At 58.4% G+C, this 17341-nt stretch carries 14 protein-coding genes; 10 read left to right on the forward strand and 4 right to left on the reverse strand.

Annotation, left to right across the window (positions count from 1 at the left end):
• Nucleotides 1-17: 17 nt before the first annotated feature.
• Both B347_RS0123835 and B347_RS0123840 read right to left on the reverse strand, forming a co-directional pair.
• Complete coding sequence (locus B347_RS0123835; protein WP_019412207.1) at nt 18-1934, reverse strand: phytase; 1917 nt, start codon at nt 1932-1934, stop codon at nt 18-20.
• A 195-nt stretch (nt 1935-2129) separates the two neighbouring features.
• The gene (locus tag B347_RS0123840) at nt 2130-4664 is read right to left on the reverse strand and encodes a TonB-dependent receptor (RefSeq protein ID WP_019412208.1); all 2535 of its coding nucleotides are present in this window, start codon (nt 4662-4664) and stop codon (nt 2130-2132) included.
• A gap of 332 nt (nt 4665-4996) precedes the next feature.
• Between B347_RS0123840 and B347_RS0123845 the strand changes: the two genes are divergently transcribed.
• Together B347_RS0123845 and B347_RS0123850 are read left to right on the forward strand one after the other, a co-directional pair.
• Nucleotides 4997-5917, forward strand: coding sequence for a GGDEF domain-containing protein (locus B347_RS0123845; RefSeq protein ID WP_019412209.1), 921 nt, complete (start codon nt 4997-4999; stop codon nt 5915-5917).
• The gene (locus B347_RS0123850; RefSeq protein WP_019412210.1) at nt 5914-6948 is read left to right on the forward strand and encodes an AraC family transcriptional regulator; all 1035 of its coding nucleotides are present in this window, start codon (nt 5914-5916) and stop codon (nt 6946-6948) included. Before B347_RS0123845 ends, B347_RS0123850 begins: the two co-directional genes overlap by 4 nt.
• Nucleotides 6949-7138: 190 nt before the next feature.
• Here B347_RS0123850 and B347_RS0123855 read toward each other — a convergent pair whose 3' ends face one another.
• Complete coding sequence (locus B347_RS0123855) at nt 7139-8167, reverse strand: Ldh family oxidoreductase (protein ID WP_019412211.1); 1029 nt, start codon at nt 8165-8167, stop codon at nt 7139-7141.
• Between the two features lie 143 nt (nt 8168-8310).
• Here B347_RS0123855 and B347_RS0123860 point away from each other — a divergent pair, with 143 nt between their 5' ends.
• The 6 genes from B347_RS0123860 to B347_RS0123885 all read left to right on the forward strand — a co-directional run bounded on the left by B347_RS0123860 (nt 8311) and on the right by B347_RS0123885 (nt 13573).
• The gene (locus tag B347_RS0123860; RefSeq protein WP_019412212.1) at nt 8311-9186 is read left to right on the forward strand and encodes a MurR/RpiR family transcriptional regulator; all 876 of its coding nucleotides are present in this window, start codon (nt 8311-8313) and stop codon (nt 9184-9186) included.
• 12 nt (nt 9187-9198) lie between these two features.
• Nucleotides 9199-9948 (forward strand): transporter substrate-binding domain-containing protein, encoded by a 750-nt coding sequence (locus tag B347_RS0123865; protein ID WP_019412213.1) that lies wholly within the window; start codon nt 9199-9201, stop codon nt 9946-9948.
• Nucleotides 9949-10051: 103 nt separating this feature from the next.
• Complete coding sequence (locus tag B347_RS0123870; RefSeq protein ID WP_019412214.1) at nt 10052-10771, forward strand: ABC transporter permease; 720 nt, start codon at nt 10052-10054, stop codon at nt 10769-10771.
• Complete coding sequence (locus tag B347_RS0123875) at nt 10768-11478, forward strand: ABC transporter permease (protein WP_019412215.1); 711 nt, start codon at nt 10768-10770, stop codon at nt 11476-11478. Before B347_RS0123870 ends, B347_RS0123875 begins: the two co-directional genes overlap by 4 nt.
• A 48-nt stretch (nt 11479-11526) precedes the next feature.
• Nucleotides 11527-12768, forward strand: a complete 1242-nt coding sequence (locus B347_RS0123880) for an NAD(P)/FAD-dependent oxidoreductase (RefSeq protein WP_019412216.1) — start codon at nt 11527-11529, stop codon at nt 12766-12768.
• A 79-nt stretch (nt 12769-12847) separates the two neighbouring features.
• Nucleotides 12848-13573 carry an amino acid ABC transporter ATP-binding protein gene (locus tag B347_RS0123885; protein WP_081498347.1) on the forward strand — a complete coding sequence of 242 codons (726 nt, stop codon included), beginning with the start codon at nt 12848-12850 and terminating at the stop codon, nt 13571-13573.
• A gap of 93 nt (nt 13574-13666) precedes the next feature.
• Here the strand turns inward: B347_RS0123885 and B347_RS0123890 are convergent, their stop codons facing one another.
• Entirely contained in the window at nt 13667-15703 is a 2037-nt protein-coding gene (locus B347_RS0123890) for an NADPH-dependent 2,4-dienoyl-CoA reductase (RefSeq protein WP_019412218.1), read from the reverse strand.
• A gap of 211 nt (nt 15704-15914) precedes the next feature.
• Between B347_RS0123890 and B347_RS0123895 the strand changes: the two genes are divergently transcribed.
• Both B347_RS0123895 and B347_RS25355 read left to right on the forward strand, forming a co-directional pair.
• Nucleotides 15915-17045 carry a carbon-nitrogen hydrolase family protein gene (locus tag B347_RS0123895; RefSeq protein WP_019412219.1) on the forward strand — a complete coding sequence of 377 codons (1131 nt, stop codon included), beginning with the start codon at nt 15915-15917 and terminating at the stop codon, nt 17043-17045.
• Nucleotides 17046-17049: 4 nt separating this feature from the next.
• On the forward strand, nt 17050-17341 hold a 292-nt coding region (locus tag B347_RS25355), incomplete at its 3' end, for an AraC family transcriptional regulator ligand-binding domain-containing protein (protein WP_192812414.1).

Genomic DNA, 17341 nt, shown 5'->3' on the forward strand with positions numbered 1-17341 from the left:
ACATCCGTATGACTGGGTTATGGCAAGTGCAGCGCCTTGGCCACTTCACTCCACGGGACGTATTTGAAGTTTTGGGCTTGCTCGGGCATGCGTTTGCGCCCGTCCTGCACCACCAGCATGCCGTTGCTCCAAGGGCCACCAAGGTTGGCCGAGGTCACGTCAAGGCCATCCGTTTGCGAGGCGCCATCAATGCCCGCCTCAGCATTTACACCCACCCGAAAGGCGCCACGCAGAGCAAACGGCGGCTCGGCATCGACCACCACATAGCTGTCATTGCCTTGGCTGGAGATCACCAGGTAGTTGTCTTTTTCGGTCTGATACAGCGCCAGCCCTTCAATGTCGTCATGCACCGGATCACCGACCTTGATCACGCTGGTCAGGGTTGTCGGCTGGTCAGGACGCGCATCGACCGCCCACACCGCGACGTCTTCTTCACCGATAAACAGGCGCTGGCGCTGGTCATCGGCGACACAGCCTTCAGGCTGGGTTTCAACCTTGAACTGGCGTACCAGTTCGCCCTCTACACGTTCACCCTTGGCGAACAGGCGATGCTGCAAAAACGTACCGTCCTTGTCGTTGGCAAAACTGTAAATCTCACCCGTCGGCGCCTTGAACAGGCACAGGCCATAGATGTCTTTGACCGGCGTGGCAATCTCGCCCACGATTTTCAACACGCCTGTCGCCCGATCAATGCTGAACACACTCAGGCTGTTGTGATCGCGATTGGTCGCCACCGCCAGGTCAACGGTGTTAGCCCCCAAAACAAAGCCCGGGCGCACATCAACGTTGTTCAGGCGCCCCACCGGCAACTGCTGCACACGCTTACCCTGTAAGTCGTACACCTCAAGCCCTTGCTGCTTGTTGGTGCCCAGTACGCGGCTCAACGCGGGTTGTTGGGGGTGAACCCAAATAGCCGGATCATCCGCCGCATCGCCCTGACTCATGACGATATCGGTCTGCACAACGGGTTTTACCACCGGCAATACGGGCGGTAGGTTTACCGGCGCGGCTTTCCAGTCCAGCGTGCCTTCAAACAGGCGATTGCTGGCGCCGTCTTGTACCAACACATCAAGCCCTTTCGGGGTTTCACGCAGCGCCAGATGCTCAGGTTCTGTGACGCCTTTAAGCGTCAGGCTAGCGACGGGCGACCAGCGCTTACCTTGTTGTTGATAGAGGTTTAACTGACCAGCCTTGGGATCAAGCCCCAGCATTCCGCCCGGCACCAGCGCCATGGCCCCAGCCGCTTTTTTCACATTGCCGAACGGCTCGACGATGGCCACCGGCACGCGCAACGTCTCGGCTTCAGGATGCGCTGGGTACGTCCACCAGCCAACATTCTGCTCGTTGACGAACAGTTGCTGCGAAGCATCATCCACTTGGCAAAACTTCGCTTCAGGCGGCAACGGCAAGCTGCGCACCTTGTGCGGGGTCGCCAAACGTTTGTTGTCGGCGGCGACCAGCCATTGCTCGCCCTTGCCTTCTTCGCCCACCGTAAACAGGTACATGTTGCTCGCGGAGTCGCGGTACAGGCACACGCCGTTAACCGCATAGTCACGCGTCGGCAGGTACATCGGTGCCTGCCATTCATGGGTTTTTGGGTCCAGGCTGAACAGTGCAACTTGCTGCGTGTTCTTGTCGTGACTGGCGACCAGCACCTTGTCACCCAGGGCGCGGCTGTCTAGGCCCGAGAACGAGCCCGCCACTTGGCTAAGCGTTTTGCCTTGCGGGTCGAGCAACAGCAACCCGTCGCGCTTGCTCACGGCCAGACGATCATCCCCTGCCCCCGTCGGTAAGTAACTCAGCGCCTGAGCCTTGGTCGTGCCCCAGGGGTGCAGGGTTGGAGCAGTGATTTCAGCGCCAGCCTGCACCCCGCCTGCGGCAAGACACACGAGTAAAGGCAACAGCCGGGGTTTGCGTTTGAACAAAAAGGTCATGGTTATACAGCCCGTTGAAGTCTTCATTAAGGTGCACACAAACCCGTAGCAGTTGCCGGAGGCTGCGTCCGATTGCGAAGCGATCGTAAATCCCGAGAACCCGTTCTATCTGAAAGTCCGCGATTCCCGATTTACGACGACTTCGTCGCCGGACGTAGCCTTCGGCAACTGCTAGGTGCGCGTTTTAGGTCGAGATTAGAAATGGGTGAAGGTCAGCCCTACGGAGTAGGTCGGGCCGTACTCTTCGTACTGGTTGTTGTAACGGCTGTTGCCGCTGTACACGAAGTACGGCTGATCGGTTAGGTTCTGCGCATCAAAGGTGACGTGCAGGTTTTTGCTCAGCGCGTAGCGGGCGCTGAAGTCAACAAAGGTCTGTGAACCCACATGTGTGTCGTGCGCCTTGTCGTTGATCCCGGACAACTCGTACAAGTAGTCCGACTTGTAGTTGGCCGACACACGCACGCTGAGTTTGTCGTCCTCCCAGCCGAGCATCAGGTTGCCGACCGTGTTGGACTGGCTCGGCAAGTCGATGTCGCGCTTGATCGTGCTGCCCGAGGCCGCGTCATAGCCTTTGATGCTGGCGTTGGAGCGGCTAAACGTGGTGTTCGCGCCCAGAATCACGCCATTGAAAGGCGCTGGTAGCCAGTCGAATTTCTGCGAGTAGGCCAGTTCCAGGCCATAGAGCTTGGCGCTGTCACCGTTGGCATAGGAGTGCGCCTCGGTGAAGGTGCTCCAGGCACCCGTGCCGGCCAGATCGTTGTTGTAGACGAAGTTTTTGATGTCTTTGTAGAAGAGGAACGCCGACACCGTACCGGCCTGCCCCATGAAGTGCTCAATGCCCAGGTCGAAGTTGCTCGACTCCAGCGGCTTGAGGTTCGGGTTACCGAATTCGGCCTTGTTATCTTCAATCACAAAGCCGGGTGCCAATTGGCCAAAGGTTGGACGCACCACAGCGTTGGTCCAGGCAGCGCGCACTTGGGTGTTTTTTGCCAACTGATAACGCGCATGCAGCCCCGGCAGCCAGTGGTGATAATCGCGCTTGGTGTCTTGCGACTCGTACACGCCGTTGCGCACGCCAGTACCTTTGGCTTCGAACTCTGTGCCCTCGTAACGCAGCCCGGCGATAAAGCGCCAATCGTCGATATCAACGGTGTTCATCATGTAGCCCGAGTTGATGTCTTCACGCATGGTGAAGTCATTGACCCGCGAATCTTGCTCGTTATAGAACTGATCGCGGTTCAAACCGCCAATCAAGTCCTTGATGGCACCCGCACTGATGCCCGGGCCGTAACGGCCAAGCGAGTAATCCAGATTGCCCTTGTCGAACTGGGTCAAATTAAGCTGAGCATCGCTGAAGCCCTGCTTCGAAAAGTTCTTGTAACTCCAGACCTCGGTGTCGTTGTCTTTGTTGCGACGGCTGACCTTGCCGCCAAATTTGATTTGCGAGGCATACCCTTGTATGTCGTAGTCACGCGCCAGATCGAGGCGGATGTTCTTCTCTGTGTCCTTGGTGTTCTCTTGCTTGACGTCCACTTTGTCGAGCGTGTAATTGGCCGGGTCATAAAAGCCCTCACCAATGATCGGGCGCGGCTTTTTCGAGTCATAGAAACCGCTGTTCGCGAAACTCGAATTGCTTTTGAAGGTAGCCCCGGCAATACCCGCCGGGCTGTCTTCGCTGGACTCGCTGTAGCCAGCCTGCCCGCTCAAAGTCCAGAGCCCCATGGTGCGCTCACCACCGAACACGTACGACTGGATGTCCTGGGTTTCTTCGCGTTGCTTGAGTTTGCGCTTGCCCTTGGCCTTGCCTACTTCACCTACGGCTTGCGGCTTAGAAAACTCCACGGCGTCGGAGTTACGGATTTCGCTGTCCTTGAAGCGGCTGTACAGCGTGCGCAGATACAGCGTGGTGTCATCATCTGGCTTGTAATCGAAGTTCACACCGCCGCCCGTGCGCTCACGGGTGATGTCGTATACACGCTGTTCAAAGCTGTTGAGTTTGGCGCCGTCGGTAAAGTCCCAGGCGCCGCCGGTTTCGACGTTATCCGAACCAAAATCACGCTTGTTCCAGCTCAGGGCCGCCGCGACGCCGAAGTTGTCGATGCCATCACCCACGCTGAAACGATCACTGATTGCGCCCGAGACTTTAGGGCTGGTCTGGTGGGTGTTCTTGTTGTAACCCGCCTGGGTGCTCCCGGTGTAGAACAGGCCTTCGTGATCGAAGGCCGAGAGGCTTTGCACATCCACCGTGCCGCCCAGCGAGTTGGCGTCCATGTCTGGGGTCAGGGTTTTGATCACCGACAATGACTGCACCAGCTCGGCTGGCAACACATCCAACGCCACGGCGCGGCGTTTGCTTTCGGGGGACGGCACCAGCGTACCGTTGATGGTCACACTGTTAAGGTCCGGGCCCAGGCCCCGCACGCTGACGAAACGGCCTTCGCCCTGATCGCGTTCAATGCTGATGCCGGGCAAGCGCTGTACCGCTTCGGCAACGTTAACGTCGGGCAACTGCGCCACGCCATCGGCGTGTACCACGCTTTCAATGTTGTCCGACTTGCGTTGTTGCTTGAGCGCCTTGTCCAGGCTGGCAGCCTGCCCAACCACCTCAACATGCTCGGTGACACCAGCGGTCGATAACTCGGCGGCGCTCAGGCGCTCGCTGGCAATCGCCATGGCCAATGCACTGAACGTGAAGCTCACCCACTGCGCCTTGCTCCGACACTTGTACATGCTTGCTCTCCCCCAGATTGGCCCCACAGGTCAGGCAAATGGCCCGACAACGTGGAAGCGAACGCTAGGGTTGCTCAATGACAGTGCTGTTACAGCGTTTGGCGCAAACCCCGGAAATAGAGGCTTTTAGGGGGGTAATGAGTGCTGGATGAGCTGATTTGACCTGAATCAGCCCAACGCACGGTAGGAGCGAGTGTCGACCGGCTGCTCCTACAGTGCGTATCGCACGATTTTTGGCAAGACACCTGAGCTGATTCGACCCTTGCACCTCGTAACATGACTGTCACAGCGCTCTGTTTTGCTGGCCAGCATTACGCTTGGGCAGACCCGACATGACGTGGCTAAACATCCTTAAACATCATCGCTGGAAACTCGGCCTGCTATTGGTTGCAGCCAATATCGGCGTGTTGCTCAACCTGGCATTCGGTACGCCCAAAGCCTTTAACGAGTGGCAATGGCTGGACATCATCGGCGAAGGCGGCACCTCGCTGTTTGTGCTGCTGTGGCTGTTTCTGGTGCTTAAAAGCCGCCCCACGGGCCGGGTTACCAACTACCTGTCGATCGGTCTGTGCTGCATCTTCTTTTCATGGTGGATGGACGTCCTCGACGAATTTATCCGCCTGCCCAAACACCTGGGTTGGAATCACTGGCTGGAGTCGGGACCGATGCCTGTGGGCATGGTTCTACTGACCATCGGCCTGTACCACTGGCATCGCGAGCAGCAGGCCATCAATCAGCAAATGGAAAAACGCGAACGGACATTTCGCGAACATCGCCTGTTCGACAAATTGACCCCACTGGGTGGGGCCGACTACCTCAAGCACCAAGTCGGCGACTGCATGGCGCAGAGCCGCGAGCAAGAACAACCGCTGTCGTTGCTGGCGCTGGATATCGACGACTTTTCGCTCGTCAACCAGCACTACGGCCACGCGGAAGGCGACGCCCTATTGCAGGCTTTGAGCCAATTGCTGCTGCTCAACCTGCGGCGTCATGACCTGCTCTGCCGACTGGCCGGTGACCGTTTTGTGGTGCTGCTGCCCAACACCGGCGAGAGCCAAGCCCGATTGCTGGCGCTGGAGTTGCAACAAGCGGTGCAAAGCCTTGCCCATAAAACCCGACAACATGGTGAGCGGGTGTGTTTATCCGCCAGCACGGCGGTGGTGATGGCCTTCGATGAAGCACCCGATGAACTGCTCAAACGCCTGAACCTGGCCTTGGCCCGCGCCAAGCCACCCCGGAGTAAACGGGCATGACACTCAGCAGCCACTGGTACGAAGCCGATACGCGTTTTATACCCGGGCATTACCAACCCGCCACGTTGATTGATCTGGCGTTGTCACGAGGCATCGACAGCCATCGATTACTGCGTGGCACCGGGCTGTTTTACGACGACATCGTGGCCGGGGGCACCCGCCTCAGTGCGCAGCAGTTCTTTAGTCTGATCGCCAATGCCCAGCGCTTGCTCGACGCCGATGACAGCAGCTTCTTGTTTGGCCAGCGCTTGCTGCCAGGCCATTACGGCCCTGCCAGCCATGCGCTGCAACAGGCGCAGAACCTGCATCAGGCACTGGAAACCGTCATCCACCACCGGGCTTTGCTAAGCCCCTTGCTGACCCCACGCCTGCTGCTGGATGACAAATACGCCTACGTGTACTGGCTCGACAGTTGCGGTGCGCAAGAGCAATTGCGTTTTGTGCAAGAGGCCAGCATGACGGCCTTCAAGGCCATGAGTCAGTGGCTCAGCGGCGAACGCCTGCCGTGGGAATGCTGTTTGAGTTACCCCGAGCCGCGTTATGTGGAGCAGTACTGGGTGCATCTGGGCGAAAACACCCAGTTCAACTGCCAACTCGACCTGATGCGCTTACCCCGTGAATACCTGACGCATGCGTGGCCCAATGCTTCGGCGATTGCCCGGCAAGTGGCGCACCAACAGGCGCAAAGCCAACTGCACGACCTTGGGTTCAGCGCCAGCCTACTGGACCGGCTTTACGTGCACCTGCGCGACCACGCACAACGCGCGCCGGGGCTTGAGGAAGTGGCGCAGCATTTTTCGATGAGCCAGGCCACCCTCAAACGCAAACTGAGCAAACACGGCACGCACTTCCAAGCCCAGCAGGACCAAGCCCGCAAGCATGTGGCGCTGTACCTGTACCAGATCAAGGGCTTGAGCAACGACGCGGTGGCGGAGTATTTGAACTTCAACGACCCGGCCAACTTTCGTCGTGCACTGAAACGCTGGACCGGGTGCACACCGAATTTGATCCGGCAATTTTTGCGGGTCTAACCCCCTCTACGAGACTCTATGGTGTGCAGCAAGCCGATTTCGTAGCAGTTGCCGAGCCTGAGAGGCTACGCCCGATTGCGAAGCGATCGTAAATCCTAAGTGCAGGGTTTAACTGACACACCGCAGTGCATGATTTTACGACTGCTGTGCAGCCTCTCAGGCTCGGCAGCTGCTACGCGTTCGCGAACCATTACGCCAGCGCCCGCAGCTTGGCCAATTCCTCAACGCTCAACGGGATACCTGCCTCCAATGATTTGGCGCGTTCAATGAAGCGCCGGTCACCCGGCATGCGTTCGAGGCCCACCGCGTGCATCTGACGGACCAGCTCACCACTGCGCTGGGCGAAGCTGTTGCCACCCGATTTGCTCGGGTCGATGACAATCAGCAATTGGCCCGTCCATGGGGTTTGCGCGCCAGGGTGTTTTTTCCAGTCGAATTCGAACGAGAAATTGCCGCCTGTCAGCGCCGCCGCCAGCAGTTCAACCATCATCGACAAGGCCGAACCTTTGTGGCCACCAAATGGCAGCAAAGCGCCACCATCGAGGATTTCTTTCGGATTTTCGGTCGGCTCGCCATGTTTGTCGACGCCCATGCCCGCGGGCAGTGAATGGCCTTTGCGGGCTGCGATTTGCACATCGCCATGGGCAATGGCACTGGTGGCTAAGTCGAATACGATCGGGTTGCCGTCAGCACGTGGCGCAGCAAAGGCAATCGGGTTGGTGCCGAACAACGGTTTTTGCGCGCCATGCGGCACCACGCACGTCATGCTGTTGACCACGCTCAAGGCCACTAAGCCTTGTTCGGCGAACGGCTCAACATCGGGCCACAACGCCGCAAAGTGGTGCGAGTTGCGAATCGCCAGCACCGCGATCCCGGCACTGCGGGCTTTTTCGACCAGCAGTTCACGCGCCGCAGCCAGTGCCGGTTGCGCAAAACCATTGGCCGCATCCACGCGGATAAAACCCGACGCCACGTCTTCGACCTGCGGGATGGCTTGCCCATCCACCCAGTTGCTCGCCAACGACGCCAAATACCCCGGAATACGAAACACCCCGTGGCTGTAGGAGCCATCGCGCTGAGCCCGGGCGCAGTTGTCGGCCAGTACCTGGGCCACGGCATTTGAGGTGCCATGACGCTCGAAAATCTGTTGCAGCAAAACGGTCAGTTCACTGAGGGACAGCGACTCGGTGGCCGATGTGGAGGTAACGGGCTGGGACATGCTGCGCTCCGATTTCGTTGTTTTTGTCGATGTGCAAGGGCGAGGCCAACTATCCAGCGATGACAGTTCTCTGTCAATTCTTGACTTAATGACAGAAAACATTCACTTTCTGCAACGTGCTGAAACAAGAACAGGAAGCAGCCGTGAGTCAGTCGATTAAACAACGCCTTGAAAGCAGTCTGTCAACCGCCGCGCCTTCGGGTCGGGCGATTGCCAGTTACATGCTGGCGAACCTCTACGAACTGCCGTTTCAGACCGCTGCTGACATTGCCAGCAAGCTGGGTGTCAGTGAGTCCAGTGTTGGGCGCTTCTGCCGCGCGCTGGGTTACAGCCACTTCAAAGAACTCAAAAACGATCTCAAAGACGACCTCGGCGATGGCCCGTGGCTGGTCGGTGATCGCCTGCAAGAATTTCGTCAACAATCGAGCCAAAGCCCGCAGGCCTTGCCGCGCAGTTTTGAGCTAGAAGTCGCCGCCTTGGTCAAGGTGTACGAATACAGCCTGACGCCCGAATGGCAAACCGTCAGTCAGCGCCTAGCCACTCGGCGCAAAGTGTTTGTGGCGGGCTTCCAGACCGAGCGCGGGATCGCCGCCTCCATGGTGCATTTGCTGCAATACCTGCGCGATGGCGTGCAATTGGTCGATGGTGCCGCCGGGCATTACGCCGACGTGCTGCTATGCCCCGCGCAAGAGTGCGCGCTGGTGGTGTTCGAAGCCCGCCGTTATTCGCGCCACGCCCAGCAACTGTGCCGCAAAGCACGCGAGGCAGGCATTGCGGTCACGCTGGTGACCGATACCTTCTGCGACTGGGCCGAGCAGTGCGCCGATGAAGTGTTTCGCGTACCGACCGAATTCAATCTGTTCTGGGAGTCCACCGCAGCCATGCTGTCGCTGGTTCACCTGCTGATTAACGAAGTGTGCAAACAACTGGGGCCTGACGTAGAGAAGCGTCTTGAGGCGACCGCGACCTTACACAATGAGTTCGTGGGGTACACATCCTCACCCGGATCAAAACAATAAACGAGGTGCTAGATGAACAACGTCCTTCGCTTTGCCAGTGCATGTGCAATGGTTTTCGCTGTCGCGTCCTACGCTCAGGCCGACAAACTGACAATCGCCACGGAAGGCGCCTACCCTCCGTTTAACTACGTTGACTCGGACAATAAGCTGCACGGCTTTGACGTCGATATCACCGAAGAGCTGTGCAAGCGCATGGGCGCTGAATGCACGATCGTGGCCCAGGACTGGGACGGCATCATCGCGGGCCTGATGGCCAAAAAATACGACGCCATTGTGGCCTCGATGATCGTGAACGATGAGCGCAAAAAGAAAATCGCGTTCACTAATCACTACTACCGTACCCCGCTGTCCATCGCCGTGGCTAAGGACTCGCCGATTACCGATGCGCAGTCCGACTTCAAAGGCAAAACCGTGGGCGCGCAGAGCGCAGCGACCCAAAGCCTGTATGCCGAAGCGCATTACAAGGATGCAGATCTGAAGCTGTACCCGACCCTGGACGAAGCCAATAGCGAATTGGCGAATGAACGGGTTGACGTGGTGATCGCCGACAAATTCCCGCTGCTGGAATGGGTTAATAAAACCGGCAAAGACTGCTGCAAAATCATTGGCGACGTCGACGGCACCTTGGCTGACGCGGCCATTGCCGTGCGTCAGAACGACAATGCACTGCGCGAGCGTTTCAACAAGGCGCTGGACGAAATAGTTGCCGACGGCACCTATAAAAAGATCTCCAGTAAGTACTTCGACTTCGACATTTACTAAGTCGCTCGCCCTCTGCTGAGGGCTTCCCTGCCAATGACCCGGCCCTGCGCATCGTGTGTGCGCAGCGGCTGAATTTCGCCTTTTTTTGACCGGGGACTCGAGCATGCTCGACCAACTATCACTGCTTTCTTTCGCCAGTGGCGGCTGGGGCTCGGCGTTGCTTGCCGGGTCCTTGGTGACCATTGCCCTGGCCTTGAGCTGCCTGCCGATCGGCTTGCCACTGGGGCTTGTCGTGGCCGTCGCAGCACGCTCCAAAAACCGCTGGATGCGGGCATGGGCCACGACGTTTTCAACGGTCTTTCGCGGCCTGCCGGAACTGTTGACGCTGCTGATCATTTATTACGGCTGCCAGATCGCGGCGCAAAAGATCCTCGCCCTCATGGGGTTTGACGTTCAGTTCACGATCAATACCTTTGTTGCTGCGATGATCGCTTTCAGTCTGGTGTTTGCGGCCTTTTCCAGCGAGATCTGGCTGGGTGCTTTTAAAACCATTCCCAAGGGTCAGTTTGAGGCCGCCTCGGCGCTGGGCCTGTCCAAATTCCCCACCTTTCGCAAGGTTGTGCTGCCACAACTGGCGCGCATCGCCCTGCCCGGCCTGTCGAACAACTGGTTGTCGCTGCTTAAAGACACGTCACTGGTATCGACCATCGCCCTCGTCGACCTGATGCGCCAAACCAACTTGGCCGTCAGCGTGACCAAAGACCCGATGCTGTTCTACACCGTGGCCTGCTTTATCTACCTGTTTTTCTCTGCGATTTCCGGGCGCTTGTTTGCCTTTCTGGAACGCTACTTCAACCGCCATATACGGAGCGTGCAGCCATGAGCCTGGCGGATCTGCAAAACATGATTCTCAGCCCCGAACTGCTTGAGCGCTATGGCCCGCGCTTTATCGACGGGCTGCTGGTAACCGCCAAACTGGTGGCGATTTCGTTCACCCTCGGCGCACTGCTCGGCCTGCTGATTGCACTGGGGCGTTTGTCCGGCAACCGCTTTTTGCGCAATTTTACGGGCGCATACGTGTACTTTTTCCGGGGCTCGCCGTTGCTGGCTCAGTTGTTCTTGCTCTATTACGGCCTCGGCTCTTTCAAAAGCTTTTGGCAAGATATCGGCTTGTGGTGGTTTTTCCGCGATGCCTGGCTCTGCACCCTGCTGGCTTTCACCCTGAACACCGCCGCCTATCAGGCTGAGATTCTGCGCGGCAGCATCCTGTCTGTGGCTCAAGGCCAGCGTGAAGCGTGCAAGGCGCTCAACCTGTCACGCTGGACCACCTTTCGCAAAGTGGTCCTGCCGCAATCGCTGTTGGTGGCCATCGGACCACTGGGCAACGAGCTGATCCTGATGATCAAGGCCAGCGCCATCGCCTCTCTGGTGACCATTTACGACCTAATGGGCGTGACCAAAATGGTGTTCGCTCGCAGTTTCGACTTCCAGGTGTACCTCTGGGCCGCCGTGCTCTACCTGCTGATCGTCGAGATCGTACGTCGCAGCCTCAAATTTATCGAAGGCCGCCTCAGCCGCCATTTGCAGTAAGCCCACTTTTTCGGGCTGCTAAACGGCCCTCGTTTTAAGGATTTATGTATGCATTGCGACACTCTCGTTCTGGGGGCTGGCATTGTCGGCGTCAGTACCGCGTTGCAACTCCAGGCCCGCGGACGCAACGTGGTGTTGCTCGACCGCGACCAGCCCGGCAGTGGCACCAGCCATGGCAACGCCGGGTTAATCGAGCGCGCCAGCGTTATCCCTTACTCGTTCCCGCGTGAAATCTCACGGCTGCTGCGCTACGGGCTTAATCAACAACCCGACGTGCGCTACAGCCTCAAGCACCTGCCTAAAGCCGGGGCCTGGCTGATGAAATACTGGCAGCAATCGGGCAGCAAGGGCTTGGCCAAAGCCACCCAGGCCATGCTGCCGCTGATTGAAAAGTGCGTCAGCGAACACGACTTGCTGGCAGAACCGGCCGGTATGACTGGACTGATTCAGGACAGCGGCTGGATCGAGGTGTATCGCACTCAGGCTGACTTCGACAAAGCCCAGCGCGATGCGGCAGCCCTGAGCGAATTCAAACTCAACTACCGGGTGCTCGACCAACAGCAAGTGCACGCGCTGGAACCGGGCTTGCATGGCGATGTGCTGGGCGGCATTCATTGGCTGGACCCAAAAACCGTCAGCGACCCAGGCGGCCTGACCCGCGGTTACGCCGCGCTGTTTATCAAGCGCGGCGGCACGTTTGTCATTGGCGATGCCACCCGCCTGCGGGCGAGTGCCGGGCAATGGCAGGTGGAGAGCCAAAAAGGCTTAATCACCGCCAATGAGGCCGTGGTCACACTCGGCCCGCAGGCGCGGGATATTTTCGAGCCGTTGGGGTATCGGATTCCGCTGGCGATCAAGCGCGGCTACCACATGCACTACGCCGCCAAAGACGGTCACACCATGCAACATCCGATTCTCGATTCGATTGGCGGTTATGTGTTGGCGCCGATGGTTGGCGGTATTCGCCTGACCACTGGAATCGAATTCGCAGACAGTGATGACCCGATCAACGAAATCCAACTGCGCCGCTGCGAAGAGCGCGCCCAGCGCCTGTATCCGCTGGGTCCGCGCGTTGATGCCGAGCCCTGGCTGGGTCGTCGCCCGTGCCTGCCGGACATGTGCCCGGTGATAGGCCCGGCCAGCCGCCACAAAGGTTTGTGGTTCAACTTTGGCCACGCGCATCACGGCCTGACACTGGGTCCGGTCTGCGGGCGCCTGTTAGCCGAAATGATGACGGGCGAATACCCGTTCACCGACCCTACGCCCTACAGCGCCGAGCGCTTTTACTGATCTCTGGAGACACACTATGCACGCTCAACCTGCTTACGTTCATAACCCTGTGTCGCCAGTGACAGACACTCGCAAGGTGGTGGTGGACATCGCTGGTCTGAACAAGTACTACAGCGCGTTTCATGTACTAAAAGGCATCGACCTTAAGGTGCGTGAAGGCGAACGTATCGTGCTCTGCGGCCCGTCTGGCTCGGGCAAGTCGACCTTGATTCGCTGCATCAACCGCCTGGAAATCGCCGAAAAAGGCAGGATTCTGGTCAACAACACCGACCTGTCAGAAGCCACCCGTGACGCCGCCAAAGTACGCAGCGAAATCGGCATGGTGTTCCAACATTTCAACCTGTTCCCGCACATGAGCGTGCTCGATAACTGCATCCTCGCCCCCATGTCAGTCCGTGGGCTGCCTCGCAAAAAGGCGGTGGAACTGGCGCAGCACTTCTTGGAAAAGGTCGGCATTGCAAGCCAAGCAGACAAATACCCGAGCCAACTTTCAGGCGGCCAACAGCAGCGCGTGGCCATTGCCCGAGCATTGTGCATGGAGCCAAAAATCATGTTGTTCGATGAGCCCACCTCGGCGCTAGACCCGGAAATGGTCAGCGAAGTGCTCGATGTGATGGTCAAACTGGCGGGCAGCGGCATGACCATGCTCTGCGTGACCCACGAAATGGGCTTTGCTCGTCAGGTGGCGGAGCGGGTGTTGTTTTTGGACGGCGGCATGATCATCGAAGATTCGCCACCCGAAGACTTCTTTAACGCCCCGAAAAGCCCACGAGCCAAAGCGTTTCTCGCACAAATCGTGCACTGATCCTCTGCAGCCGCTTTATTGACAAGGGTCTGAGCGAGCTTGCTCACGATCTTTTGATCTTGAAGGTCAGAAGATCGCGAGCGTTCGATGGGTTTACAACTCGGCAGCTAATCGCGACCCCTGGTTGATGGCGCGTTTGGCGTCCAGTTCAGCCGCGACGTCGGCACCGCCAATCAAGTGCACGTTCTGCCCGGCCGCCAACAGGCCATCTTGCAGTTCGCGCAGCGGGTCTTGACCGGCGCAAATGACGATGTTGTCGACGGCCAACAACTGCGGCTCGCCTTCGCCAACACGAATGTGCAACCCGTCATTGTCGATGCTCAGGTAGTCAACGCTGTTGAGCATTTGCACGTGTTTGTTTTTCAAGCCGGTGCGGTGGATCCAGCCGGTGGTTTTGCCCAGTCCGTCTCCCACCTTGGTTTTTTTACGCTGCAACAAAAACACCTGCCGCGCTGGCGCATGCACTTCAGGCTTGATTCCGGCAACGCCACCACGGGCTTCGAGGTGGGTATCAATGCCCCACTCGCGCCAGAAGGCTTCTCGGTCCAGGCTGGTGGCCACGCCCTGTTGCACCAGGAACTCGGACACGTCAAAACCGATGCCGCCCGCACCAATGACGGCGACGCTGGCGCCCACGGGCTTGCGCCCAAGGATCACGTCCAGGTAGCTCAGCACTTTAGGGTGGTCGATGCCCGGGATCGCCGGGGTGCGCGGCGCAATACCGGTGGCTAGGATGATTTCGTCAAACTCTCCCGCCACCAATTGCTGTACGTCTACGCGCGTGTTGAGTTGCAATTCAACGCCAGTGGTTTGCAGCTTACGGGTGAAGTAACGCAGGGTTTCGAAGAACTCTTCCTTGCCTGGCACGCGCTTGGCCACGTTGAACTGGCCGCCAATTTCACTGGCTGAATCAAACAGCGTGACCTGATGCCCACGCTCAGCCGCCACCGTCGCCGCCGACAATCCGGCAGGACCGGCGCCGACCACAGCGATTTTCTTCACCGCGATGGTCGGCAGGTAATTGAGCACCGTTTCATGGCAAGCACGCGGGTTAACCAGGCAACTGGTCAGTTTGCCGCCAAAGGTGTGGTCCAAACACGCTTGGTTGCAGCCGATGCAGGTGTTGATTTCATCGCTGCGCCCAGCCGCCGCTTTGTTGACGAACTCGGGATCAGCCAGGAACGGCCGCGCCATGGACACCATGTCGGCGTCGCCCTCGGCCAGAATCTGTTCGGCGATTTGCGGGGTATTGATGCGGTTGGTGGTGATCAGCGGCACGTTGACCGAGCCGCGCAGCTTGGCGGTGACTTTGCTGAAGGCTCCGCGTGGCACTTTGGTGGCGATGGTCGGAATACGCGCTTCGTGCCAGCCAATGCCGGTGTTGATCAAGGTCGCACCGGCCTGCTCCACAGCCTTGGCCAGTTGCACAATTTCTTCCCAGACGCTGCCACCTGCCACCAGATCGAGCATCGACAGGCGATAAATAATAATGAAATTCGGGCCTACCGCTTCACGCACCCGGCGCACGATTTCAATCGGCAGACGCATACGGTTTTCGTAGCTGCCACCCCAGCGGTCGGTGCGATGGTTAGTCTGCGCGGCAAGGAACTGGTTAATGAAATACCCTTCGGAGCCCATGATCTCGACGCCGTCATAACCGGCGCTTTGAGACAGTTTGGCGCAGGTCACGAAGTCGCTGATCTGCTTCTCGATACCGGCTTCATCCAGCTCTTTGGGGGTAAAGGGGTTGATCGGCGCCTGAATCGCGCTAGGCGCCACTTGGCGCGGGCTGTAGGCATAGCGCCCAGCGTGAAGGATCTGCAGGCAGATCTTGCCACCCGCATCGTGCACAGCGCGGGTCACCACTAGGTGCTTTTCGGCTTCTTCAGCCGTGCTCAGTTTGGCGGCACCGCTGTACACGCCGCCTTCATCGTTGGGCGCAATACCGCCTGTGACCATCAGTCCAACACCGCCTTTTGCCCGTTCGGCAAAGTACGCTGCCATGCGCTCAAAGCCACCGGGTTGCTCTTCAAGCCCCGTGTGCATCGAGCCCATTAGGCTGCGGTTGCGCAAGGTGGTAAAACCCAAATCCAGCGGGGCCATTAAATGCGGGTAGTGAGTGGCGGTCATCAGGATGCTCCGGAACAGGCAAAATCACGGTATGCGGGGCGTTCTTTGGCGCCCCGTCGTTTATGTCTGGCACAGTAAAGACACAATCTGACGCACTCAATGACTCAAACTTACAAATTAATAACCTAAATGAGCACCCCCTCTTGGCAAGCCTTGCCTAGCGACCTACCCTAGTCCTCGAATTCTGCCCACGGTTACCGCTTTATTTCTCATGCGTAAATTATTTGGCTGCACCTTACTGATCGCACTTGTCGCTTCTGCCGCTGGCTATGGGTACTGGGCTGAACATCGCGAGGTCGGTCACTACTTGTCTGATCTGCGTATCAAACTGGCTGTCAACGATGGCGCTGATCAAGGCCGTGGCAATTTGCTGGGTATCGAACCCGATCTGTCACCGCGAGACTTTCAAAGCCTGGCGCTGGTGCATTTAAAGCTTTGCGCTTACCTAAACAGCGCCCGCAATGATGGGCTGCTCAACGATAAAACCATCGTTGTGCTGCCTGAGCACATTGGCACCTGGCTGATGTTTCGCGGCGAAAAAGACGAGCTGTACCAGGCCGCCAATTTGAATGACGCCATGCGCATGCTGGCCATGAGCAACCCGCTGGCCTTCGCCAATGCCTGGTTACGGGCAGACGGTGACAACCGCACCAACGATGCACACCTGCGCATGAAAGCCCGGCACATGGCGAGCGATTATCAAAGCCTGTTTGGCGGGCTGGCCAAGGAGTTCGGGGTGACATTGGTGGCGGGCAGTATCGCCCTGCCCGACCCGCGCATTGAAAATGGTAAGTTGTTGCCGGGCAATGGCCCGCTGTACAACAGCAGCCTGGTGTTTGGCCGCGACGGCGCATTGCTTGGCACCCCTCAGCGCCAGTTGCTACCCACTTACGAAGAACAAAGCTATATCCAACCAAGCCCGGACCATCAGCTAAATGTGGTCGATACTCCGGCCGGACGGCTGGGCATTTTGATCGGCAGCGACAGCTGGTACCCCGAGAACTATCAAACCCTCAATGAAAAAGGCGCGCAGTTGATTGCCGTGCCTGCCTTCATCATGGGCAAGAAAACGTGGGAGCAGCCTTGGGGCGGCTATAAGAGCGTTTCTACGCCCAGCGAAATCAGCCTCAAACCCGGCGAAGTAACCGAAGGCGAAGCCTGGCACCGCCTAACACTAATCAGTCGCGTGCCCAGCAGCACTGCCGAAGCGGGTGTGACTGTGTTCCTGCGCGGCAAGTTCTGGGACAAACGCAGCGCCGGGCAGGGTTTTATTAGCCGCAACGGTCAAACCAGCGCCGACACGTCCGGCACTGGCGCTCAACTGCTGAACGTGTGGCTGTAACGCCGTGAAACCGCTGCCAATGCGTCTGGGCGACCTTTCTGTAGGATTTGTTGAATGCCTGGCGGACGCCGTGCGCAGCCATGGACAAGATCCCCTGCCCTTGCTTGCCCAATTCGGTCTCGACCCGGCCAGACTCGCCCAACCTTCGGCCCGCTTATCGATCCCGCGTTACATGCGCTTGGGGCATGCGGCAATCGCGCTGACGGGGGATTCGGCACTCGGTTTGCGCATGGGCCAGTTGAGCCGCTTGCCGCAGGCTGGGCTGGCGGGTGTGACCGCAGCCCAAGCGCCGACGG

The sequence above is a fragment of the Pseudomonas psychrophila HA-4 genome (genome assembly GCF_000282975.1).
Classification (GTDB): Bacteria; Pseudomonadota; Gammaproteobacteria; order Pseudomonadales; family Pseudomonadaceae; genus Aquipseudomonas; species Aquipseudomonas psychrophila_A.